Source organism: Pseudomonas sp. BGI-2 (assembly GCF_004310295.1).
Classification (GTDB): Bacteria; Pseudomonadota; Gammaproteobacteria; order Pseudomonadales; family Pseudomonadaceae; genus Aquipseudomonas.
The window spans coordinates 65234-89485 of the sequence record NZ_SISB01000012.1 but is presented as its reverse complement, the minus strand read 5'-3'; the positions used below and the strand labels follow the sequence as shown (position 1 = coordinate 89485).

The 24252-nt window shown below is 56.2% G+C and carries 20 protein-coding genes and 2 pseudogenes; 11 read left to right on the top strand and 11 right to left on the bottom strand.

Features of this window, described 5'->3' with window-relative positions:
* Positions 1-233 precede the first annotated feature (233 nt).
* Entirely contained in the window at positions 234-1103 is an 870-nt protein-coding gene (locus EYC95_RS10765) for an IS110 family transposase (RefSeq protein ID WP_256656944.1), read from the top strand.
* Between the two features lie 301 nt (positions 1104-1404).
* Positions 1405-1866: a hypothetical protein gene (locus tag EYC95_RS10760; protein WP_256656943.1), complete on the top strand. Its 462-nt coding sequence runs from the start codon at positions 1405-1407 to the stop codon at positions 1864-1866.
* A gap of 143 nt (positions 1867-2009) precedes the next feature.
* Here the strand turns inward: EYC95_RS10760 and EYC95_RS10755 are convergent, their stop codons facing one another.
* Complete coding sequence (locus EYC95_RS10755) at positions 2010-3035, bottom strand: hypothetical protein (RefSeq protein ID WP_131060325.1); 1026 nt, start codon at positions 3033-3035, stop codon at positions 2010-2012.
* On the opposite strand from EYC95_RS10755, the gene EYC95_RS10750 reads away from it, so the two are divergent.
* The 5 genes and pseudogenes from EYC95_RS10750 to EYC95_RS10725 form a co-directional block, all read left to right on the top strand.
* Positions 3027-3350 carry a transposase gene (locus tag EYC95_RS10750; protein WP_131060324.1) on the top strand — a complete coding sequence of 108 codons (324 nt, stop codon included), beginning with the start codon at positions 3027-3029 and terminating at the stop codon, positions 3348-3350. The genes EYC95_RS10755 and EYC95_RS10750 overlap by 9 nt on opposite strands.
* Positions 3347-3682, top strand: coding sequence for an IS66 family insertion sequence element accessory protein TnpB (tnpB, locus tag EYC95_RS30590; RefSeq protein ID WP_165353280.1), 336 nt, complete (start codon positions 3347-3349; stop codon positions 3680-3682). The genes EYC95_RS10750 and tnpB overlap by 4 nt, the downstream gene beginning before the upstream one ends.
* 61 nt (positions 3683-3743) lie before the next feature.
* Positions 3744-5051: pseudogene (locus EYC95_RS10740) on the top strand (IS66 family transposase); the annotation flags it as partial.
* Between the two features lie 575 nt (positions 5052-5626).
* Positions 5627-7300 (top strand): group II intron reverse transcriptase/maturase, encoded by a 1674-nt coding sequence (ltrA, locus tag EYC95_RS10730; protein WP_131060323.1) that lies wholly within the window; start codon positions 5627-5629, stop codon positions 7298-7300.
* A gap of 92 nt (positions 7301-7392) precedes the next feature.
* Positions 7393-7614: pseudogene (locus tag EYC95_RS10725) on the top strand (transposase domain-containing protein); the annotation flags it as partial.
* A 377-nt stretch (positions 7615-7991) separates the two neighbouring features.
* On the opposite strand, the gene EYC95_RS10720 reads toward EYC95_RS10725, so the two are convergent.
* Both EYC95_RS10720 and EYC95_RS10715 read right to left on the bottom strand, forming a co-directional pair.
* Positions 7992-8174, bottom strand: a complete 183-nt coding sequence (locus tag EYC95_RS10720; protein WP_256656942.1) for a DUF305 domain-containing protein — start codon at positions 8172-8174, stop codon at positions 7992-7994.
* A 687-nt stretch (positions 8175-8861) separates the two neighbouring features.
* Positions 8862-9872: a cytochrome D1 domain-containing protein gene (locus EYC95_RS10715; protein ID WP_131060321.1), complete on the bottom strand. Its 1011-nt coding sequence runs from the start codon at positions 9870-9872 to the stop codon at positions 8862-8864.
* A gap of 103 nt (positions 9873-9975) precedes the next feature.
* On the opposite strand from EYC95_RS10715, the gene EYC95_RS10710 reads away from it, so the two are divergent.
* The gene (locus tag EYC95_RS10710; RefSeq protein ID WP_131060320.1) at positions 9976-10191 is read left to right on the top strand and encodes a hypothetical protein; all 216 of its coding nucleotides are present in this window, start codon (positions 9976-9978) and stop codon (positions 10189-10191) included.
* A gap of 63 nt (positions 10192-10254) precedes the next feature.
* On the opposite strand, the gene EYC95_RS10705 is transcribed toward EYC95_RS10710, so the two are convergent.
* Both EYC95_RS10705 and EYC95_RS10700 read right to left on the bottom strand, forming a co-directional pair.
* The gene (locus tag EYC95_RS10705; RefSeq protein WP_131060319.1) at positions 10255-11178 is read right to left on the bottom strand and encodes an NAD(P)/FAD-dependent oxidoreductase; all 924 of its coding nucleotides are present in this window, start codon (positions 11176-11178) and stop codon (positions 10255-10257) included.
* Positions 11179-11658: 480 nt separating this feature from the next.
* Complete coding sequence (locus EYC95_RS10700) at positions 11659-12054, bottom strand: DUF305 domain-containing protein (protein WP_256656941.1); 396 nt, start codon at positions 12052-12054, stop codon at positions 11659-11661.
* 917 nt (positions 12055-12971) lie between these two features.
* Here EYC95_RS10700 and EYC95_RS10690 point away from each other — a divergent pair.
* Positions 12972-13307 (top strand): DUF2790 domain-containing protein, encoded by a 336-nt coding sequence (locus EYC95_RS10690; protein WP_131060318.1) that lies wholly within the window; start codon positions 12972-12974, stop codon positions 13305-13307.
* A 217-nt stretch (positions 13308-13524) separates the two neighbouring features.
* Complete coding sequence (locus EYC95_RS10685; RefSeq protein WP_131060317.1) at positions 13525-14850, top strand: OprD family porin; 1326 nt, start codon at positions 13525-13527, stop codon at positions 14848-14850.
* Positions 14851-14990: 140 nt separating this feature from the next.
* On the opposite strand, the gene EYC95_RS10680 is transcribed toward EYC95_RS10685, so the two are convergent.
* Together EYC95_RS10680 and EYC95_RS10675 are read right to left on the bottom strand one after the other, a co-directional pair.
* Positions 14991-15242 (bottom strand): hypothetical protein, encoded by a 252-nt coding sequence (locus EYC95_RS10680; RefSeq protein ID WP_256656940.1) that lies wholly within the window; start codon positions 15240-15242, stop codon positions 14991-14993.
* A gap of 69 nt (positions 15243-15311) precedes the next feature.
* A complete protein-coding gene (locus EYC95_RS10675) occupies positions 15312-15518 on the bottom strand; it encodes a hypothetical protein (protein ID WP_131060316.1) in 207 nt (68 codons plus the stop codon).
* Between the two features lie 133 nt (positions 15519-15651).
* On the opposite strand from EYC95_RS10675, the gene EYC95_RS10670 reads away from it, so the two are divergent.
* Positions 15652-17775, top strand: coding sequence for a TonB-dependent siderophore receptor (locus EYC95_RS10670; RefSeq protein WP_131060315.1), 2124 nt, complete (start codon positions 15652-15654; stop codon positions 17773-17775).
* 147 nt (positions 17776-17922) lie between these two features.
* Here the strand turns inward: EYC95_RS10670 and EYC95_RS10665 are convergent, their stop codons facing one another.
* The 4 genes from EYC95_RS10665 to EYC95_RS30585 all read right to left on the bottom strand — a co-directional run bounded on the left by EYC95_RS10665 (position 17923) and on the right by EYC95_RS30585 (position 24248).
* Complete coding sequence (locus EYC95_RS10665; RefSeq protein WP_131060314.1) at positions 17923-21081, bottom strand: efflux RND transporter permease subunit; 3159 nt, start codon at positions 21079-21081, stop codon at positions 17923-17925.
* Entirely contained in the window at positions 21078-22553 is a 1476-nt protein-coding gene (locus tag EYC95_RS10660) for an efflux RND transporter periplasmic adaptor subunit (RefSeq protein ID WP_131060313.1), read from the bottom strand. Before EYC95_RS10660 ends, EYC95_RS10665 begins: the two co-directional genes overlap by 4 nt.
* Positions 22550-23806 (bottom strand): TolC family protein, encoded by a 1257-nt coding sequence (locus EYC95_RS10655; protein WP_131060312.1) that lies wholly within the window; start codon positions 23804-23806, stop codon positions 22550-22552. The genes EYC95_RS10660 and EYC95_RS10655 overlap by 4 nt, the downstream gene beginning before the upstream one ends.
* Positions 23807-23906: 100 nt before the next feature.
* Positions 23907-24248, bottom strand: a complete 342-nt coding sequence (locus tag EYC95_RS30585) for a hypothetical protein (RefSeq protein WP_131060311.1) — start codon at positions 24246-24248, stop codon at positions 23907-23909.
* Positions 24249-24252: the final 4 nt, after the last annotated feature.

Genomic DNA, 24252 nt, shown 5'->3' with positions numbered 1-24252 from the left:
TCCTTCACATTAAGAGGACCGACCTGAAGTCGGATACTTCGATTTTCTCCGTCGATGCCAGCCCCGACAAAACACAAATGCATGATCCAGGTGCAATCTCCAGCCCAACGCTTAGGTTCGCGTGTCATTCCAGGGTAGCCGAGACGAATTCTTCTGCCAGCCAACCCGTACACGATGAGAGATCAATTCAGATCCTCCTGGTCACTTCGAATGCAAATGACTGGTCAAATCGAATGCAAACAGATGGTCAGATGCGATGCAAATGGATGGTCAAGTGGCGTGCAATTTCCCAGTCCGTGCGCAAAATTGCTACCAGCCTGCGCATTAGCAGCGGCAGTGCCGGCAATTACCTGCACCGCTTCAACGCTTGCGGGCTGACTTGGCCCAGCATGCGCTTCGTCGCCGTCAAGACCATCGAACAACAGGATGTTCAGGCGACGCATCGCATCCGGGCCGGCTTAATCGAACAGCGGACGGCCAAAGCCAATCAGATTCGTGGCCTGATCGCCGAGTACGGCCTCATTGCGCCGAAGGAATTACTGATGCTGCGTCGCGCAATACCGTGCTGGCTAGAAGATGCGGATAACGGTTTGACAGTACGCTTTCGTCGTCTGCTGAATGGTTTGTGGGATGACCTGCGCGCACTTGATGAGCGCGTGAGCGAACTAGATGGCGAGATATCTGCGATCGCGGCAAGTGAGCCAGCGGCCGTCCGTTTGCAACAGCTGCGTGGCGTCGGCCCGATGATTGCCACGGCGCTAGTTGCTGCCATCGGTGATGCCAGTCAGTTTGCTAACGGCCGACAACTGGCCGCCTCGCTAGGGCTGACGCCAAAGCAACACAGTTCTGGCGACAAGGATCGACTGCTTGGCATCAGCAAACGTGGGGATGCTTATCTGAGAACGCTGATGATCCACGGTGCGCGCTCGGCACTGCGCACAGCCAAATCCAAAGACGATCGACTCAGCCAGTGGGCTGTCCGTTTAGCCGAGCGCTCACATCCCAACGTGGCCGCTATCGCACTGGCTAACAAAACTGCACGCATGGCTTGGGCGATGCTGCGCAACGGCACTGATTACCAACCGGATCGAGCAGCGGCCTGACCTATTCATCCCGGGAGAAGCACCTCACACCACGATTGCGAAGCAACCCGAGCAATGGCAAACCGGTCGAACCGGCGTCGGCAAAACCCTCAAGTGTCCAGGTGCGCAAAGCACGTAGAAGCGATTGGGAGCCGACGCGCGAATAGCCCATCATGGCCCAGCATCGAATCGATGCCGAAGTCAGAGGCCGAATATACGTGTGCAGTCGGCACGGGCGCCAAAGCAAAGGAGGCTTGCAACGAGGAGGAGTCCATATACGGACGTTCGAACCCAAGGTAATGCGATGAAGAGAAAAGCAAGCATGGCTGCACTTCTGGCCAGTAAAGCAGCCTCCCAGCCTGTGCCTGACTGGACGTTTGATTCTGATCGCATGATCCGAATACTCGGTTGTAATTCGATCATCGAAGTACTTCGCCGCATCAAAAACGGTGGGCCAGAATGGGCGCATCGTAACGTCACCATGTGGTTTCCCGGGCCATCAAATGCTTGGGCTCTGGTGTACTCGCTTCAGGATGCCAGTGCCCCGTACTTTGACTTCATGTACACCCGCAAAGAGCCACCTCAGGAAGCCCTGTCCGCACTGCTAGGGAAGTACCCACAGTGCACCGTTATCGATTGGTCGCTCGGACGCTTGGCCTGCATCAGGGCCGAGGGTGTGGATGTTGAGACGCTAGCGGAAATTATCCGCGATGTCGCTGAAACTGCTTGGGATGAGCGCATCACCATCGTCGATGCTTCGTACGAGGAAATGGGTAGTGCGTGACCCAAGAGCGGCGAAATATGATTTTGGACAGCCGTAGGCAGGCCCGGCCTGCAGTAACTACCGTTTTGAACCAGCGGTTGAGGGTCAACGCATTACCGGCGAGCACCGAATCAACCTGTTGTCCCGCAAGCGACTTAGGCTTCTTATCTTTGCATATTGTGTTGAAAGTAGAGCTTTTCGTCGCCATACCGAGACGCCACGATCTTGGAATTTAGAACCAGTTGGCCTAAAAGTTTAGCCTGCTCGATCGTCTCGCCTTTATCCAAGGCGTAAACGTCGTACAGCACCTCTCCGATAGGGAAGTCAGTCAACCTTATCCGAAAGTCATCCTGCATTGTCACCCCGTTGAAGCGAGCAGCAGCTGCCGGCCGCGGCTTAAAAAGAAGTTGGTAAGGCGCCCTTGGCGCAGCCACTTTAGAGCCATCGACGTTAATATCGGCCAGATGCTCAACGGTCAAGTGACCGGGATCTGAATCTCTAGCCCCAAAACGTATGGCTGCCCATTTAAAGAAACCGGCGAGTAAGCGCGTCGCAAAAGAGCCTGCGGGTGGAATGATGTTGCTGAAAGTCTTCTCGAAGAAATTGTATCTCTCTTGGCCATCAATGGAATTCATAACCTGTAAATTGACCGACGGGTGATTACCGTCAATGAAAAACTTCAAAGCCAAGGCCGGTACAGAGTGGGTATCCGTCGGCTTAGTCGCCAACGAAAGACGACCAATCACGCAGTCGGCGCCGCTTTGGAAAATGCCGGTATAGTGACTCGCCACTGCACGATTCGCCACAAACCGGAAGCGCGCCTCTGCACCAAATGCATGCACCAATTTGCGCCGCCCTTGCTCCAGCTCATCTCCCTGCGCAGTCAGCGACTTAACCGTAAAACTCGGCATTGCCAAGGTTAAGGTATCGCCGATGCTTGGCGCAGTCAGCGCTGGGAGTTCAGAGCCGTAGAGGGAAGGCACAATCTTGTTATGCCAGATGAAGTCCTCCTTTTGACACGCCGATTGAGACCGCGCTACGGCATCCCCAGTGATTGATAACGGTTGAACGTTGGAAGGTTGTAAGCGTCCGGCGAAGTCACCTACCCGATCCCAGCGATAAGGGCGATGTTGTCCACTTAAAAATACGTGGACACTATCGCCCCTATCATCAGGATTGCCATGCGCCAAAGAACCTCTTATCCCAAACCCTTTAAAGCCCAGATCGTCCAAGAATGCCTGCAACCTGGCGTGTCGATGGCCAGCGTGGCCCTGCGTCACGGCATTAACGCCAACCTGGTTCGAAAGTGGATACCTGCTTATCGTGATCATCAGGCGCCGGCTTTGCCTGCTTTTGTTCCGATGAGGCTTGCGCCCACAACCCAGCCCGATCAGCAGATGTCGGTCAACATCGAGGTTCCTTTCGGGCAGCAAAAACTCACTGTGAAGTGGCCATCCTCAGATCCTGACGGGTGTGCTCGTTTTGTCCGTGAGCTTGCCAAGTGATCCGCATCGACGCCATCTGGCTCGCCACCGAGCCCATGGATATGCGTGCCGGTACCGAGACCGCGTTGGCTAGAGTGATTGCAGTATTCGGTGCGGCGAAGCCGCACTGTGCTTATCTCTTTGCCAATCGACGTGCTAACCGAATGAAAGTCCTGGTTCATGACGGGATTGGTGTTTGGCTGGCTGCACGGCGGTTGAACCAAGGCAAATTCCACTGGCCAGGCATTCGGCAAGGCTGTGAGATGGAGCTGGATACCGAGCAACTTCAGGCCTTGGTATTAGGTTTGCCTTGGCAGCGTGTTGGTGCTGCCGGCACAATCACACTGCTGTAAAAACTGTAATTAGCTTCTTGGCCTACTGCCGCAAGCGATCTGCTTTGGTAAAATCCGAGGCATGACTTCTTCTCCCAATATCGATCAGATGACCCCCGACCAACTGCGTGCATTCGCTGCGCAGTTGATGTCGAAGGTCGACACCATGGGCAGAAAGATTCACCGCGATCAAACCATCATCGAACAGCTGACCCACGAGATCGCCATCCTCAAGCGGCACAGGTTTGCCAAGCGCAGCGAGCAGATCAGCCCTGAGCAAGGCAACTTGCTCGACGATCTGCTCAACACTGATCTTGAGGCTATCGACGCCGAGTTGAAGGCCCTCCGACCAGCTCCCGCTCCAGAAGAGAAGCGCCAGCAACCCAAGCGCGCGCCGCTGCCACCGCAGTTTCCACGCACCGTAATTCATCACGAACCGGAAAACACCCAGTGCGCCTGCGGCTGCCAACTTCAGCGCATCGGCGAGGACGTCAGCGAGAAGCTGGATTACACGCCGGGCGTGTTCACCGTCGAACAGCATGTGCGTGGAAAATGGGCCTGCCGTCAGTGCGAAACACTGATCCAGGCACCGGTGCCGGCCCAGGTAATCGACAAGGGAATACCTACAGCAGGTCTGCTCGCTCATGTAATGGTGGCGAAATTCGCCGACCACTTGCCGCTGTACCGGCAGGAGAAAATCTTTGGCCGCGCCGGCTTAGCCATCGCGCGTTCAACTCTCGCGCAATGGGTTGGGCAGACCGGTGTACAGCTTCAGCCATTGGTTGATGCATTGCGAGAAGCTGTTCTGGCCCAACGAGTTGTCCATGCTGACGAAACTCCGGTGCAGATGCTTGCGCCCGGAGAGAAGAAAACTCACCGCGCTTATGTCTGGGCTTACTGCACCACGCCGTTCTCGGCGCTTAAGGCAGTGGTTTATGACTTCAGCCCGAGCCGCGCCGGTGAGCATGCACGTAACTTCCTCGGCTCGTGGAACGGCAAGCTGGTGTGCGACGATTTTGCTGGCTACAAAGCCGGTTTCGAGAAGGGCATGACCGAAATTGGTTGCATGGCCCACGCACGCCGCAAGTTTTTCGATCTGCACGTGGCGAATAAAAGTCAGTTGGCAGCACAGGCACTGCACTCGATTGGCGGCTTGTACGAAGTTGAACGCCAAGCGTGCGAGATGAGTGATGAGGATCGCTGGCGGATACGGCAAGAAAAAGCTGCGCCGTTAGCGAAAGCGCTGCACGACTGGATGTTGGCCCAGCGCGATCTTGTACCCAACGGATCAGCGACGGCCAAAGCCTTGGATTACAGCCTTAAACGCTGGGTAGCGCTGACGCGCTACCTGGAAGATGGGGCCGTGCCCATTGACAACAACCCAGTCGAGGTGCGACACGAAGTCGCTTACAGAAGTTGTTCCCCTTGGAGGGAACCACCCGTGTCACCGGGTGAATCTAGAAGGCTGAATCAAGAGCGCCTTTGACAATGTAACGAGGCACCGCAAGGTGCGGGGTACCAATCGCGAGAGGCGTACCCTTCTGGCAGCCATAGCCGGATGAGGGCTAGATAGTCGGTACGGTGAACACATGTGAATCTGCGCAACGATCGTTAAGTTGAGCGAGCGGAAATGGCTTATACGCTCGAACCAAAAGGTAACGGAGGTGGGAATAGCGTCTTTCGACTACGCGTTCGTGACCCACATGCCTCCCGGTCGATAGCAGGCACCTAACCCGACGTACTTCAGTAAGCGGAACGTGGAAATCCCGTATCGCTCCCATTGGGAAAGCAGTTTGCAAAAACTGCCCATGGCGGTGCGGGCGAAGGAACGAGGAAAAAGCGAACGCCGTCCTGTAATGGGTTGGATAGAGGTTGAAACATCACTTCACGCGAAAGCGGGCAGACGTCCTCATGGTCTCTCTTCACACGAGAGTAGGTAGAACCCTTTCAACGGAAGGAGAGCAAATGAACGCAGCAGCATTGGCGTGTGCACCTTCCGGCACGTCGTGGGACGGCATCGATTGGATCGCCGTACAACGTCGTGTCAGAGGGCTGCAAGCGCGTATTGTGAAGGCTGTACAAGATGGCAGACATAACAAGGTGAAAGCCCTGCAATGGCTGCTGACTCACTCGTTCAGCGGCAAGGCATTTGCCGTGAAACGGGTGTCTGAAAACAAAGGCAAAAATACCCCCGGCGTGGACAAGGTTACTTGGAATACGCCTAGGGCCAAGCTCGGCGCGATAGAGTCGTTGACGCGGCGAGGTTACTCTCCGCTCCCGCTTCGGAGAGTCCTCATTCCGAAGAAAAACGGCAAGACTAGACCTCTCGGAATTCCCGCGATGAAATGCCGGGCCATGCAGGCGCTTCATTTGCTGGCTCTGGAACCAATAGCGGAAACCACCGCCGATCTGAACTCTTATGGATTCAGGCCGGAACGTTCAACTGCGGATGCCGCCGCACAGTGCTTTGGTGTGCTGTCACGAAAAGCAAACGCGGAGTGGGTGTTAGAGGGCGACATTCAAGGCTGTTTCGACAATATCAGCCATGACTGGTTGATCGCCAACATCCCTATGGACAAGGCCATTTTGCAGAAATGGCTCAAGGCCGGTTACGTCTACCGAAACGAACTATTCCCCAGCCACGCCGGAACACCGCAAGGAGGTATCGCGTCCCCGGTGTTGGCGAACATGACGCTGGACGGGTTGGAAGCGATGCTGGCAATGAGGTTTCCCAATGCAAAGTGGACAGCCCGAAAAATGCAGATGGTGCGTTATGCAGACGACTTCATCATCACTGGCTGTTCGAAAGAGTGGCTGGAGAATGAAGTCAGGCCCGCCGTGGTTGAATTCCTGGAAGAGCGTGGACTAGTCCTCTCTCCGGAAAAAACCAAAATAACGCACATAGGGGACGGGTTCGACTTCCTCGGATGGAACCTGCGCAAGTACAACGGCAAGCTCCTGATCAAGCCGTCCAAGGCGAACATCGGGGCTCTCCTTGCCAAGTTGCGAGAGTTGATCAAGACCAACAAAACGATACGACAGGCGAACTTGATAGGTTTGCTCAACCCGGTTTTACGGGGTTGGGCAAACTATCACAGCCATGTCGTCGCGAAGAAGGTCTTCAATCAGGTGGACAGCGCAGTGTGGGAAATGCTCTGGCGATGGGCGGTACGTCGCCACCCTCGCAAAACACGCCGATGGGTAAAGGATCGATATTTCAAAGTACAAGGGGCGCGCCGTTGGGTGTTCTCGTGTACCGAAAAATCAGCCGATGGTCGGAAGCGTCAATACACGCTAGTAGACGCCTCAGACACGCCGATTGTGCGGCATATCAAGATTAAGGCTGCTGCCAACCCTCACGACCCTGCATGGGATGAGTACTTTGAATCCCGCTGGGGCAAGAAGATGCTCACTTCCGTTAAAGGTCGAGCCAAGCTGTATCGGGTATGGGTGCAACAGGGCGGCAGGTGCCGCGCCTGCTTCAAGCCGGTGACCAAAGACACGCCGTGGCACAGTCGCCATGTTGTGAAGCTAGGTCATGGCGGGACGGACGCAGCAGCCAATCTTGAGATCTACCACCTGCGCTGCCCGAGGGATGTGCAATTTGCCTATGCCGATGATGTTCAACCGGGTGCCTAGAGGCGCCTTAGCAGAGGCTTGAGCCGTGTGCTGGGAAACTCGCATGCACGGTTCTTAGGGGGTTGGACGCGGGCAACCGCGTCTGACTACCCGACAATCAGATCCGGCCGTGGGCGCTCGGGCGTTCAAACTGGTTGTTTGCCGGGTCGCTTCGCAGCGGCAAACGAGCGGCGGCGATCATGAGCTTGATCCAGTCAGCGCGTATGAATGGGCATGATCCGTATGCCTATCTCAAAGATGTGCTGACGCGGCTGCCGATGCAGCGAGCGAGTGAGATCGACCAACTGCTGCCGCATCAGTGGGTATCTGCCTGAGTCATGCAAGGTGACTTCGGCGGACGCTTACGGAAGGTTGGCAGCCCGTTGTCGTGAATACAAAAAAGGCGGATAAGAGGGCACTTGCTTTGCTCAACGGCATCTGGCTCCGAGTATTCCCTTCCGATGTATGCGCAATAGCTACGATCTCCGTATAGCGCGGCAGATTGGGGTCTTCGGTTCTGCTTCATCGAGCAGCACCGGTACCACGGCTTGCATACCGAGCGGGTTGCGCATCAATGCTTCCGAGCTCCGCGGCGCATCCTCGGATCTACTTGGTTCAGGCAAACCAGCCTGGCTGGGGATTGCTGTTCAAACCGGCACGACCGCTTATTTCAAAGCAGCCGCACCCTAATTCGACTTCAGTAGCGCCTTAATCATAGCTTCTTGTGCGCTTTCATCCACTGATCGAATACGGCGATTTCCTTCTTCTGTGCTGCAATGATGTCCTTGGTCACCTGGAGCATCTGCGGATCTTTGCCGTTCTTGAGTTCGGCTTGCGACATGTGGACCGCCATCTGGTGGTGCATGCGTATGTTGGCCGCGAAGTCATAATCCACCTTCGAATGATCCATCTGCTCGCGGACATGGACTTCGCATCCTTCTTCGTGGGTTCGGCGTTATTCGTCCACGTCGGTGCTACTGCCTGACCGTGACGGCCATCGCTACGGCGCAGGCCGATAAAGTGAACTGGTTAGATCTGCTGTGTTTGATTTGCTGTGACATCGTGAATCTCCACGTAGAGGCCGGAGGGTCGACACACGCTGCCATTGCCCACGAAGCATGAAAATTACTTTCTTGTATGCCTGCATTGGGGTGTTCGATTAGCTCTTGAAATGTGTTGCTTCGACGTTTTTGCCTCCTGCCGCAAGGCAATGGGTCATCGCGGTATGCAGGCAGGTTTCGTGGCAGTGACTACACACATCTTTTCAGGGTCGCATGTTGTCGTGGATCCATCAGGCACAAGAGCACGGCAATTGCGAGCAGCGTTTGGCCGAAACACTGACGCGCCTGGCTGTGGTCGATAGGGAACGGGAGCCTTTTGGCGGAAGGCTTAACCCGGGCTGAAACCCATGTGACCGAATTGGCCACAGAAAAGCAGCTTCTCCTGCAAGACAAAGCGGTGCTATCCAGTCAACTCGAGGAGTTCCGGACTGAGGGGGACCGACCCTGCCCCTTGGGATCAATTCGGATCACGCTAAGCAGCACCCGAACTGACCTAAGTCAAACCAGCGGTTGTTTGCTGCTCACTCGGGCACTTGGTAGCTAATGCCATTGGGGCCGGCCCCAACTTTATGGCTGGCCACCACTGTGCGACTGGCAGTATCGATCACAGAAAAGGTGCCGGCCTCGATATTGCTAACAAACACATAAGCGCCGTCGCTGCTGATGGCCACGCCGTGAGCGCCCTTACCGGTGTCCAGGGTGGCGACAACGCTCAAGGTCTGCGGGTCAACCACCGAGACGCGGTCATCCGGCTGACTGCTGCTGCCCTGATTGGCCACGTAGACCTGGCGACCATCTGCCGTGGCATACATCTGAATCGGCGTTCTGCCGACGGCAACTTTACCTATCAAACGTTGTGTTTCCGTATCGATGATTCCGAGCTTGTTCTCCGCGCTCAGTGACACATACGCTTGCCGCCCATCTGGGGCGAAGCCGACTTGCACGGGGCCGTTACCAACGGCAATTTGCGCGGTTTCTTTCAGCGTTGCGGTATCGATTACTGATACGCTTCCACTGCGCATATTGGCGACATACAGCTTCTTGCCATCCGGGCTCAGGCGTAATCCATGGGGGAAACTACCGGTCTTAACAGTGCCGAGCTGAGTGCGTGCTTGTAGGTCAAACACCCGCACCAGATTAGCGGCAGAGTCGCTAACGAAAGCCCGCTGTCCGCTCAGATCAGTCACCACGTGGGCAGGATGTTGCCCCGCCGGCAGGCTAAAGGCCGGTTTATCCAGCGCGGCAGTGCTGAACACCAGCAACTCACCCGCACTTATGGCTCCTGTTTGATGCTCAGCATGCGCAGGCATGCCCACCACCAGCAGCCAGCGTCCATCGGCGCTGATTTGTAAATTATGCGGTGCAATGTTCAGGGTCAGCGTTTTGACCACACCCGTGTCGAGCCTGACTTGGCTAATCGAACTGTCGCGCTCATTGGCCGTGTACACAGTGCCAACTGGCGCTGCCAGCGCTACGTTTAAAGCCAGAGCGAGACTGGACGCCAAAAGCAGTTTGAACCTGAACTTGAACATGAGCGCTGATCCTTTTAGCGAAACAGTGACTGTTGCGACTGGTGTTCGGCGAGCAATCGCCTGCCTACCATGCTGCGCCGCCGCAACCCTTCGCTCATTGATCATGATCAACTACCTGGCATTGAGCGCTGCGGAAAAAGTAGTTATTGCTCACGACAAGACGAAGCAAAACAGCTCAGCCAACTTGCCGGGAAGCGTCAATTTGAGCACAGCTCAGCTTGCCGCCTGCCAGGCTCAGTTCGGCGGTATTGCCCGACGACGCTTCGCTTGCCACTCTAAAGTCGCTGCTCAGTCCGACCCGCATCTCACCAGCACGTAATGTCGTGGGCAGCAGTTGCTATCGCGGTATGGCCGAAGCAGACCGTCCTTGGATATTAACTTTTCAGCGATAGTTGTCCTTGAGGGCGTTGTGTATCGCGGTCGCCGCAGTCGCCGCATGGGCGACTCCAACACCCATCTGATTGAGCGCGTTGACAACATCACCCGCCGCGTACAACCCCAGGACTGACGTGCGCTGGTCGGTGTCCACCACCAACTCGCCATTGCTGTCAAAAGTTACGCCGAAGCTTTTAGCCAACTCGTTCCGTACGTTGCAGCCAAGCATCGGGTATAGGGTGTCGAAACTGAGTTCGCCGCCGTTAGCCAAGCGTATCGCCACACGATGCCCTTTGATCTTGCGGATTTGCGCGATCGGATGCTCGACGAGCCGGATGCCTGCCTGTGCAATTTTGAGACGTTCGTCGTTGTCTAGTTCTCTGCTGCCCGGTTGCACAATTAGTGTGAGCTGGCGGGTGTAGGTACGGAGAAATAGCGCATGCCTGAAACCTTCCTTGGCGGAGGCGAGAAGAGCAATGTCCTGGTCGATGACATCGTATCCGTCGCAAATCGGGCACCAACGCACATCGCCACCGAGAGTGGCCTCACGTAGATCAGGTATCTCGGGAGGCTTATCAATAACGCCGGTGGCAAGAAGCACAGTCGACGCCACAACGCGGTCATCATCGATGTCGGCGATGAAGTCGTCTCCTCGCTTCGATAGTGCTTTCACAGTGGCTGGTCGGACATAAATATTGTAGGGCTCTGCCTGATTGCGTAGCCGTGCCAACAACTCGGCGCCCGAAACACCTTGAGGAAAACCGGGATAGTTGTGCGTGATCGGGATCAGCTCTGCACGGCTCTGGCCGGCATCGACCAGTAGAACCTGTCGGCGATAGCGCGCTAAATAGATAGCCGCCGTCAGCCCGGCAGGGCCTGCACCGACGATAAGGCAATCCACCACATGATATTGAGCCTGCCTGCTTGTCATCTGGCTCTCCAGTTGTTGACGATGCTGTCGGACGCCAGCGTCATTAGCCAGTGAACTGAGGGCCTCCAGTTCTGCGCGGATCCGGCGGCCATATCCAGCGTTGCAGCGGGGGCACTCATCCGCAGATTAAAGAGTGCCGCGGTCAGGGTAATACCGGCCATCATGCAGTCATCGAAATTAGCCCGGACAGAACGCTTTGGCCCACGTTCTGGACTCGGAATGTCTCTACCGCGCTCAAGCGATTGGGCTTCTCAAGGCGCAGTGACAGAGTCAGAGCATCGTCTCGGGTTCCGATCAGTGCCTCTGCTTGCAGCCCTTCGGCCTATCTCGAATGGTTCTGGAGATCTAGACCAAGCGGAGCTTAGTTTTCGTCCAGTACCAGTTCAAGATGATATGCATCGGCAGCAAAATACCATCCAAAACGGCGCGGCTATTTCTTTCAAAGATGCAGCGCACAGACCGACTTCGGCATCACCATAGTCATGGTTTTTTATTCGCTTTAATCCACTGATCGAATACGGCGATTTCCTTCTTCTGTGCGGCAATTATGTCCTTGGCCATACGGAGCATCTCCGGATTTTTCCCGTTCTTGAGTTCGGCCTGCGCCATCTCGACTGCCATTTGGTGGTGCATGCGCATGTTGGCCGCAAAGTCATAATCCACATCACCGGTCATGGACATGCCGCCCATTTGTTTCATGCCGCCCATCTTCGAAGGATCCATCTGCTCGGAAGGCATCGGCATCGTTTCACTTTTCGCGGGTTCTGCGGCATGGGCCCACGTCGGCGGTGCTACCATTACCGCGACAGCCATCGCTGCCGCCCTCATCGACAAAGTGAACCGACTAGAGCTGTTGTGCTTAACATGCTGTGACATTGTGAATCTCCTGTTAGGGCCGGAGGGTTGACACATGCATGCCATGGCCCCCGAACACGGGAATTGCTATTTCTGTACTGCATGGGGCTTGACTAACTCTGGCCGCCAGCCATTTTGCGGCAGCTCTCTGCGCATTCACGGCAGGCCCTGACGCAATCTTCCATACCACCGACCTGTTCGCAGCTCTTCGCGCAAGCCTCACAAATCTCGGCGCAAACTCCACAAACGTGGTGGTGAAAGATGGAACCACTCAACAAGAAATTGGCCGACGTCTGACAGATCTCGGCACAGTTGATCATTAGGCGAAAATGTTCGGCTTCAAGGTGTTTACCCCCTGCCTCAAGGCAATGGGTCATCGCTGTATTCAGACAGGTTTTGTGGCAGTGACTACACGCCTCAACGCAAGGCTGCAGGTATTGGTGAGTGTTTCTGTGAGAGGTAACCGGGGTGTCGCTCATAGCTATGTTCTCCATTGCATCAAAGGAAAGACAACGCTAGCAGTGGTGCTGAGACCAGCGGCATTCGACAATTTCTATTAAAAACAGCTGATCACTTTGGACTGTGCGCGGATGAGGATACTGCAGACAAACACCAAGCGTAATGCGCGCAAGATGATGTTTCGTAGCATTCAAGTTAGTGCATGCCCAATAGCTCACATTTAACGCTAGACCACACTCGGCGGGCAGGCGATAGAAATCAATATTACATTTCTGTCAGCTTCTAGTCGGTTAGCACTTCGTTGCGCATGGGTATTTAACACCATCCGAAGCCTATTAGCTGACGAAGTGTTGACCACAATAGGTGCACCGCTCGGAACAAAGATCATACCTGACACATTAGTAATGTTAGCGGCAGCCTTCTGACAGGTATCGCGCACTACTATTTAACTATAAATTAGTTAGAGCACGGAGAAAATCATGAAAATATTGAATATAGGCATCGCTATTGCAATATTGGCAGCTTCTTCCGCGGCCATGGCTGAAGGCGGAGGGGATCGCGTCTACGGTCGGATGTTGCAAGAGAATCAGCAAGCAATGGAGCAATATGCCAGCAAAAACGGTAAAGCCGTGCCTGAAATTGTCCACTATAAGTACGGGTTGGACCTCGATATCGCAAAAGTGGTTAGCGTGACTCCAACAGCCGCTAAGTATTGTGGGTTGATCCCTTCGCGTATGACCTACGAAGACTCGAGCGGCAAGCTCAAGACTATCGAATACCAAGTGTTGGGAAGCAACTGCCCTCATGGCGGCTGATCGATTACAAGTAAAACACAGGAAAGCGTAAAAAAATTTATTGAAAATTCAACAAGGCCTTACTTTTTGCTGACAAAAAAGTAATTTTCAGGTCACGCTCCAGTTATGTTTCATGTGGAATTATCGACGACGGAACGCAGGGTAAATTACCTGCACTCCCATAATCATAAAAATATTTCACATAGAAACTCTGCCAAGCTATAGCCTGGAGTGTTACATGAATAATAAAAGCTTTTATGGGCTTTCCCTCATTGCCCTTGGCATGAGTATGGGGGAGGTTGCCGTGGCCGTTGAGCAAAAACCAGAGGGGTTCATTGAGGGGAGCAGTTTTAACATTCTCAACCGCAATCTCTACTTCAATCGCGACTTCCGCAACGGTCAGTCCAGTCGAACGGGGAACGGTTACTCCGAAGAGTGGGCTCACGGAATTATCGGACGTTTTGAGTCAGGCTTCACCCAGGGCACTGTGGGCTTCGGCATTGATGCATTCGCAATGCAAGGGATCAAGCTTGACTCGGGTGATGGCCGTTCTGGAGCCGGTGGCACAGTAGACATCATGCCCTACAACAGCAAAGGTCAGCCTGAGGATACCTACTCAAAAGTCGGTGGAGCAGCCAAGCTTCGCTTGCTAGATACGGTCGTCAAGGTTGGGGACGTATTTCCTTCCACGCCTGTTGTGGCGTATGGGGACTCACGGCTGCTGCCTGAGAGCTTTCGTGGCGCCACGTTTGCCAACACCAGCATTGAAGGCCTGACCTTGCAGGGTGGTCGCCTGCATGCGATGAGCCAACCAAACTCAAGCAGCATGCGCGACGGCTTTGCTACGTTCTATGCAGGATCTGTAGACGCGCCTTGGATCGCCTATCTGGGTGGCGATTACACCGTCAACAAAAATGTCGGTGTGAGTCTCTATACCAGCCGCTTCAAAGATGTGTGGAACCAGTACTATGCAGGCACCACGTTAAGCTACCCGCTTTCCGAGAATGTCGCGCTGATTGGTGGCCTGAACTACTACCGAGCAGTCGACGAGGGGAAAAAACTGCTGGGCAGCTTCGATAACAATATCTGGAGCGGTAAGACCGGTGTCCAGTTTGGTGCCCACACGCTGACCGTTGGCTACCAGCGCAGCAATGGGGATGACGATTTTGATTACCTGCGCCAATCTGATTCGATTTTCCTGGATAACTCTATCCAATACAGCGACTTCAATTCCCCGAAAGAGCAGTCATTGCAGCTACGCTATGATTTGAACATGCAGCCCTTTGGCATTCCTGGCCTGAGCTTTATGACTCGTTACGCGAAGGGCTGGGATGCTGACTACTCGAATGCGAACAGCGTCTATATGCGCCGAGGAGCTGATGGCACCCCACTGCAGGACCAGAAGCGTTGGGAACGTGACATCGAGGCCAAGTACATCATTCAAACCGGCTCTCTGAAAGACATGTCCTTCCGTGTGCGCCAAGCAACGACTCGGGCTACCGCCTTCGAATCAGATTTGGATGAGGTTCGTCTGATTGTGGAGTACCCGCTGCAAATTCTATAAATCGAGCATTAGCAATGCTCGCTCACCAGGTACACCCCGTCTCCTTGTTATTCCTTTGGTGGGAGGCGGCTTAGGCGCCCTTGTGGCGCCTTTTTTTTATTTCCTGATCATGGACTTACACGAATTGTGAGCAGGCTTGGTCAACAAACGACCATCAACGTAAACACCAGCTCTCCGCCTGCTAGCCCCTGACCATTGACCACCATGAGCGTCGCCATCACGCGTCGCTCTCCTTTGCCAAGTTCGATGCGTGATAAGGCAGAAAAACCTTCCGAGCGGCAGACATGACAATCCCGTGGCATGAAAGCCGCCTGCTTGTGGGAATCGATACCGAGCCGGCGGACGCGACAATTACCTTGAAAAAAGCCCGCATTTAGCCCGGACTTCTTCATCAAGATCAACCCGAGAGGCGATCCGTCGGTGCCATATTTGGAGTTGTGCTGTTCCTTCGCGCAAAGCGGTTAAACGATGCTGGCCGTGAGGCCCAGCGTCGCAAGCATTCTTGCCTGCTCGTCGGAAACGGACACATCGATCAGCGTCCAATCAGCTACCAGGCAATACTCTCTGCCCGGAAAATGCGCCTCAACAAACGACACAGCTTCGGCATCACTCTGAACACTGCCGATTATCCCGGTGGAAGTGATCCAGGGCAGAAGACTGGCAAGCAAGTGACAGATAGACCACCTATTAAATTGAGACGATCGTTCCGAGTCGTGTCAACGGTTTTAATCAGAATGATATGTATTTACTTACAAAAGATAATCGTTATCATCTGCGCGATAATTCATACAAAAGGTGTTCATGGTGGCTCGATCGCGCATTTACCCAGTCTCTCTGTCGTTGCTGGGCGTTCTGGTTGTACCTGATTTACAGGCAGAAACGGAGTCTGCTCTAACCCTACCGGCAACCGCTGTGAACAGTGAGTACAGCGAGCAGAGCTACATGTCGACCGAGAGCAGGAGCGCGCTGAAGATCGATGCCCCTCTACGAGATATCCCGCAAACCGTCAACGTAATTCCCCAGAGTGTCATCAAGGATCAGGGGGCTCAGTCGATGGAAGACGTGCTGAAGAATGTCCCCGGTATCGGCCTGTCCAATGGCGATGGCCAGCGCGATCAAGTCACCATCCGTGGTTTCAGCGCCATTGGCGACATGTACGTCGACGGCATTCGTGACGATGCGCTGTACTTCCGTGATCTGTCCAACGTCGAGCGGGTGGAAGTGATCAAGGGGCCGGCCGCAGTGCTCTATGGCCGAGGCTCTTCGGGCGGTCTGATCAACAGCATCAGCAAGAAGCCCAACTTCACGCCCAAGCAGGAGGTCGGTGTCAGTGTCGACAGCGAGGGCAAAAAGCGCACTCAGTTCGATGCCGGTTGGGCCGATCAGCAACAGGGCGATAAAGCCTTTCGTGTGACAGGGGCGCTGGAGAACAGCGACACCTTCCGGGATGACGGCTACATCGACCGCAAGGCCATCGCGCCTTCGGCCTACTTCAAGCTCTCCGACGATCTGGAACTGAACCTGGGCGCTACCTATCTGTATGACAAGCGCCTGATCGACTTCGGTATCCCAGCACGAGGCGACCGTCCAGTCGATGTGGACCGCGATAAGCGTTTCGGTTCCGCTGATCCAGATGACGATTACACCCGCAGCGAAGTGTTCTCGTTCACGGCCGGCGTCGATTACAGCATCAATGACGACTTCACCCTGAGCAACACCAGCCGCTACTACCACTACGACCTGGATCGCAACAATACGCTCGCGGACTCCAGTCCAACGCGTTTCGTTACCGCCGCCAACGGCGAATTGCTGGTAAAACTCAACCGCGGCAACGTGCAGCGCAAGGAAGACGGTTGGTTCAACCAGACCGAACTCAAGCAGCGCGCCGTGCTCGCCGGTATGAACCATAACCTGCTCTATGGTGTGGAGCTGGGGCGCCAGGTGAAGGACCAGTCCGTGTTCAGCCAACCCAACGTGGCAAGGGTGCCGGTGTACCGCGATGTTTTGGTCGACGTGCCGTTCCAGGCCAACCGGCAAACCGCCAAGGGCACCAATACCCAGGACACCGCCGGGTTCTACGTGCAGGACCTGATCGAACTGGCGCCGCAGTGGAAAGCTCTGCTGGGAGTGCGTTATGACGTGTTCGACCAGGAATACGCCGATGACCTGACGAACAAGGAACTCTCCCGCACCGACACTACTTGGAGTCCGCGAGTCGGTCTGGTCTACCAGCCTGATCAGGTGCAGTCCTATTACGTCTCGGTAAGCCGTTCCTACCAGCCCTCTGCCGAAATGTTCGCCCTGAGCACGACGAACCAGGACCTTGAGCCGGAGGAAACCACCAACTTCGAGATCGGCGGCAAATGGGACCTGCTCGACAATCGCCTAGCGTTGACGGCGGCGCTGTTCCGTCTGGAACGCACCAATATGAAAACCACCGATCCGGTGAACCCAACCAAGCTGGTGCTTGCCGGTGAGCAGCGTACCGACGGCCTTGAGCTGACCGCCAGCGGGCAGTTGAGTGACAAATGGCAGGTCTATGCCGGTTACGCCTATCTGGATGCCGAGATCATTAAGTCCAACAGCCGTACCAACGGTGTCGCCAACGAAGGTCAGGTGCCCACTTTGACTCCGCGCCACAGCGCCAACCTGTGGTTGGTGCGTTCGCTGACGCAAACCTGGCGTTTGGGCATGGGGGCCAACTATGTCGATGACCGCTACACGGCCCTGGATAACGTAGTGGTCATGCCGGCTTACACAACAGTGGACGCGGCGCTGCTGTACAACCAGCCGAAATGGGATATGGCCCTGCGTCTGCGCAATGTCTTCGACAAGGACTATTACGCTTCGGCGCATGGCTCAGTGGATCTGATCACTCCCGGCGCACCACGGACGCTGGAGCTGAGCACCAACTACCGCTTCTGAGTACGGACCTGAAGAACAAACGCCCGGCATTGTCGAGCGTTTGTTTGCATCCCCTGCCCGACCAGAAAACCCAGACCGCTGGATGATGTTGCACAGGCAATCAGGGGTTGTGCAGTAACGGTGTAGGCAGTGGCGGACACAATCACTTCATAGCCTGCTTCCATCCGAGGGTATGGATTCAACAGCGAGGCGTCGGCGGCGCATCAAGCGGTAAGCTGCCGGGATGACAAACAGGGACAACAAGGGCGCGGTGACCATACCGCCGACCATGGGTGCGGCGATGCGGCTCATCACTTCGCTACCGGAACCGCTGCCCAATAGGATCGGTAACAGGCCAGCAATGATGACCGCCACCGTCATGGCCTTGGGTCGAACCCGCTGCACGGCTCCTTCGCTAATTGCTGCGATTAGCCCACGCTCGGTACTGTCGCCGGCCTCTACACGTTCGGCCCAGGCGTTTTTCAAGTAGAGCAGCATGATCACGCCGAATTCGGCAGACACACCCGCCAGAGCGATAAAACCGACGCCAGTAGCCACCGACAGGTTAAAGCCGAGTAGATAGAGGAACCACGCTCCACCGGTAAGAGCGAACGGCAAGGTAGCCATGATCAGCAACGCCTCGTCGAATCGGGAAAACGTCAGGTACAGCAGCACGAAAATAATCAACAGAGTGGCTGGCACCAACAGCTTGAGCCGTGCGTTGGCTCGTTCAAGAAACTCGAACTGCCCTGAGTAACTCAGGCTCATGCCTGGCTGCAGCTTGACCTGTTCACTCACAACCCGACGTAGATCAGCAACCACTGAGGCAATGTCCCGGCCACGCACGTCGATATACACCCATCCGGAAGGTCGGGCATTTTCGCTCTTGAGCATCGGCGGGCCTTCACTGACCTTGACCTTCGCCACCATCCCAAGGGTGATCTGGCTCCCCAGCGGGGTGTAGATCGGCAGTTGCTCCAGGGCGCCAAGCGAATCACGCCACTCTCGGGGATAACGCACATTGATTGGGAAGCGGGCGAGACCTTCAATGGTCTCACCAACGTTTTCACCACCAATAGCACCGGCGACGATCGACTGCACATCAGCGATGTTTAACCCATAGCGGGCTGCGGCTTTGCGGTCGATATCCACATCGATGTAGCGGCCGCCCGTCAATCGTTCAGCCAAGGCCGAACTGACCCCCGGCACGTCCTGGGCCGCGCGCTGAACCGCTTGGGTGGCCACATCGATCTCCGTCAAGTTGGTGCCGGCAATTTTCACTCCGATCGGACTCTTGATCCCGGTGGCGAGCATGTCGATGCGGTTGCGGATCGGGGGTATCCAAATATTAGTCAGCCCAGGGACGCGCACCACTCGATCCAGCTCCTCCACCAATTTTTCCTGGGTCATACCAAGACGCCACTGCTCGCGTGGTTTGAACTGGATAGTGGTCTCGAACATCTCCAGCGGCGCTGGGTCGGTCGCGGTTTCGGCACGACCAGCCTTACCAAAAACGTGTTCGACTTCGGGTACCGTCTTGATCAAGCGGTCGGTCTGTTGCAGCAGCTGCGCCGCTTTCTGCGCCGACAACCCCGGCAGAGCCGAAGGCATGTAGAGCAAATCGCCCTCGTCCATCGCAGGGAGGAACTCGCCACCCAAGCGAGAGATCGGCCACAACGCACTGAGGAAAACCATTAACGCGATCAGTAGGGTGACTTTGGGCCGATGTAACACCGCATCCAGGGCCGGTTGATAGATCTTGATCAACCAGCGGTTCAGCGGGTTCTGGTCCTCTTTGGGGATCCGACCACGAATCCAGTAGCCCATCAGCACCGGCACCAGAGTTACCGAAAGCCCGGCCGCCGCTGCCATGGCATAGGTCTTGGTGAAGGCCAATGGGCCAAACAAACGACCCTCTTGAGCCTCCAGGGTGAACACCGGGATGAACGATAGGGTGATGATCAGCAGGCAGAAAAACAGCGCCGGTCCCACCTCCGCCGCCGCTTCGGTTATCACATGCCAGTGACGTTCGCCCTTCAACTCCTCGCCAGGATGGGCCACATGCCAAGCTTCGATCTTCTTGTGAGCGTTCTCGATCATTACCACGGCGGCGTCGACCATGGCGCCGATGGCAATGGCAATCCCGCCAAGGGACATGATGTTGGCGTTGATTCCTTGATGCCGCATGACGATGAAGGCAATGAGCACCCCCACCGGCAAAGAGATAATGGCCACCAGGGAAGAACGCAGGTGCCAGAGAAATATCCCACAGACCAACGCGACGACGATGAACTCCTCGAGCAGTTTGTAGCTGAGGTTTTCCACTGCGCGGTCGATCAGTTTGCTGCGGTCGTAGGTGGTGACGATTTCCACCCCGGCCGGCAGGCTGCTTTTCAGGTCGTCAAGTTTGGCTTTAACCGCGGCAATGGTTTCGCGAGCGTTCTTGCCGCTGCGCAGAATCACCACGCCGCCGACGGTCTCGCCTTCGCCGTCGAGTTCAGTGATACCGCGACGCATCTCCGGCCCCAGCTGGATCGTAGCCACGTCGCCGAGGGTCACTGGTACGCCACCCGCACCCAGCTTGAGCGGAATCGCACGAAAGTCGTTGAGTGTCTTCAGATAACCGGAAGCGCGCACCATAAACTCGGTCTCCGCCATCTCCAGTAACGCACCACCGGTTTCCTGATTGGCCTTGCCGATAGCCTCGGTCACCGCTGCTTGAGTGATGCCCAGGTTGGCTAGTTTCAGCGGATCGAGCTGCACCTGGTACTGCTTGACCATGCCGCCCACGGTGGCCACTTCCGCAACGTTGGGCAGGGTCTTGAGTTCGAATTTGAGGAACCAGTCCTGCAAAGCGCGCAGTTGCGCCAGGTCGTGTCCGTCACTGCGATCCACCAGTGCGTACTGATAGATCCAGCCCACGCCTGTGGCGTCGGGTCCCAAGGACGGTTTGGCGGAAGCCGGCAGGCGGCTTTGGACCTGACTCAAGTATTCCAGCACCCGCGAGCGGGCCCAATACAAATCGGTACCGTCTTCAAACAACACGTACACGAAGCTGTCGCCAAAAAAAGAATAGCCGCGTACGGTCTTAGCCCCCGGCACCGAGAGCATGGTGGTAGCCAACGGATAGGTCACCTGGTTCTCAACGATCTGCGGCGCTTGTCCCGGATAAGGGGTGCGGATAATCACCTGAACATCGGAAAGGTCTGGCAATGCGTCGATGGGAGTGCTCTGAACCGACCAAACGCCCCAGACCGTGACGAAGATCGTGGCCAGCAGTACCAGAAAACGGTTGGCGACTGACCAGCGGATAAGGGCGGCGATCATGGCTGGCCCCCTAGTTTTTCCAGGCGTTCAACGCGCAATCCATCATCGGTTTGGCTCACCGCAACCCGAACCTTGTCGCCCGCCTTGAGTCCTTGCTTGAGAGCAGGGTCAGCCAATGGGAAGGTCATAGTCATACCAGGCATGCCCAGCGTCTTGAACGGACCAAGGGCGATTGTTACGTCTTGGTTGTTGATCTCGACGATCTGCCCATCCGCCTCATGAAAGCTGGAGGCTGCTGCGCTGGGTGGTGACATTTCCAGCGCGCTCGCAACAATGCCCTTGAGACTGGCCTCAGAGTCGAGCAGGAACTGTCCAGAGCTGACTACCTGCTGACCTTCTTCCAACCCCTTCAACACCACCGTCTTGCCTTCGTTTTCCTGCCCGAGTTGCACCTCTACGGGTCGGTAGCGACCAGCGTCTTCGGCGAGCATCACCAGGACCCGTCGGCCGGTGCGAATGATTGCCTCGCTCGGCACCCACAGAACGCTTTGTTCGGTCGAACGATTCAGGTGCACCTGGGCTGTCATACCCGGCCTGAGTCGCCCATCAGGGTTGGGGAGTTCGACCCGAACACGCACAGTTCGGCTGTCGGGATTGGTTTCGGGCAGAATCGAGCTGACCGTGCCCTTGAGCACTGTTCCTGGAAAGGCTGGCAGACGTGCTTCGACCGCTTGCCCCATGTTGATCGATCCAGTCTCCGACTCTGGAACGGCCACTGCCAGCCAGACGCTGCTCAAGCCATTGACTCGAGCCAGAGTCTCGCCGGCCGCAACGGTCATACCCGAACGTACATTCAACTCTTGCAGCACACCGCTTATGGGGCTGGTGAGCGTCAGGACCGGCTGGGTCTTGCCGCTTCGCTCCACTTGAGCAATCAACGTCGCTGGCATCCCGGTCAAGTGCAAGCGTTGGCGTGCTGCCGCCAGCAAGTCCGCATCGCCACTGCGTTTGAGTGCGAGAAACTCTTCCTGAGCAGCGGCCCACTCCGGGACCAGGATATCGGCCAAAGCCGCATTGGCTTTGAGCACATCGCCTGGAGCACGGGCATACACCCGCTCCACAAAGCCAGCAGTACGCGATTGAATCACCGCGACATCCCGCTCGTTGAATGCCAGCACACCGACGACGTCCAGACTGGAAGCAAGCACGCCGCGAGTGACGGTGGCCAGACGCACGCCGAGATTCTGGGTCAGGCTTGGGTCGATACTGATGGCCGCACTGTCCGCTGCAGCATCAGCGTAGCGGGGCATCAACTCCATATCCATGAAGGGGGATTTGCCGGGTTTATCGAACTTCTGCTGCGGGGACATCGGGTCATACCAATACAGTACTTTGCGTTCGTCTTGGGTTTTAGGGGCCTGTTCGGCTGTGCTATCAGGCACGCGCTGTTGAGCGAACCAGTAACCGCCGGCCGCGCCCAAGGCAATCGAAAGTCCTGTCAGCAAAGCCCCTTTCCAGATTTGATAGCTCATTGATTGGCGTCCCCATAAGCAAAATATAGGCGAGCACTGGTGAGGGCTTGCTGTTCTTCGAAGTCGACCTGTTTGAGGCGGGTCTCGATGAGTTCACGTCGGGCAGCGATGACAGCCGCCAAGTCGCTTTTACCGGCGCGGTAGCTGGCCATGGTCAGCCCGACCTTTTCCTTGGCCAGAGGTAACAGGCTTTCCTGGCTGCGGTGCACGGCACGGTTCAGACGCTCGTATTCGGCCAGATCGTCCTCCAGTTGCTGGGTATGTTCACGTACGAGAGCTTCGCGCTCGGCCTCCAACTGATTCAGTTCAGCATGTTTGGCGGCGATCTTCGGGTTCTGTCGGGAGTCGGGGAACAGTGGCAGGTCGAACGTGAACTGCACGCTGACCATGTCGCCGAACTGACGGCCGCGGCGCTGGTAATCAAGCTCCCAACTCCAGTCGGACTGCTTTTCCGCCTTGGCTTCACGGACCTTGGCCTGCGCTTCGCGAGTCATTGGCGTGAATGCCGCCAGTGCGGGGTGATGTTGCAGCTTATGAGGGTAACCCGAGGCATCGATGGGCCATTCAGGCAAGCTGCCAACGGGCTGGTCATTGGCGGCCGGACCTATCCAGCGTCTGAGAGCCGCTCTGGCTTGGGCCCGCAGGCGGATCAGGTCGTCTTGTTGTTCCGCCAACTGAGCCGCTTCCTGTTTCGGCGTTACCGCATCGGCAGGCTGAGCAAGACCACCGGCGATCTGCGCCCGGACGGTATCAGCCAACAAACGGTTCTCCCGGTAAAAATCCTGAAACAGCGCCTCTTTACGCTCGACGGAGTAGCTGCTGATCCAGGCCAACGCCGTGGCCTGACGAACGTTCAGTCGCTCGACACGGCTTTCGGCCGCGGCGCGATCTACGGATGCCTCGGCCACTTCGATTCGCGCCCGTCGCTTGTCACGGTTGGGCACCTCCTGCATGACGCCGACCATCTGCATGGTCATGAAATCCTGTTCAAGGCGCCAGCGGTCAGGGCCGCCGATGGGATAGTTTTGTACGCCCAGCAGGAGCTTCGGGTCGGGTAGTTCGCCGGCTGGAATGGCGGCGCTGCTGGCGGCTTGCAGTTTGGCCGCTTGGGCGGCCAGCGATGGGGCATTGCTTTCGGCCAACCGCAAGGCTTCATCGAATGTCAGCGGCGCAGCAAGGCTCGGCAATGCCAGCACGCTTGCCGCCAGGGCAGCCACGAGGGGCCAACCGGTGCAGTAGCACTTGGAGTTCATGTTCACGATTCCTGTGATGATCCATGCGCGGGTCTCTAAACATCCGCGCAGATATGCCATCCCGCGCCAGAATGGGATGAGGCTCAGTGTGGTACAGGAATCAAGCGCGAGGCGGTCGCCACACCCCGGACGGGGCCTGAGTAGGCAGGGAGTCGCTGAAGATTGTTAGCATCTGCGGACTGGACAAACGGGTGGCAGGTTTCCCAAACGACACTTGTAGCAGACTGGCGCTCCTGCATTCCTGGCCAGGTTTGCAGGTTTTGCCGTGATCGGCGGAGCTGCTCATGTCAAGGCAGCAGTCCTGGTTCATATCATCCATCATGGTCATGCCCGTCGTTTTCATCGGGCAAGGTTCTGTCGGTGACTGAATGCCCGCCATCCCGCTCAGGGGAAGCGCCAGACTGATCAGGAAAATGAGGCAACACCGCAGATAGCGTTTCATGCGA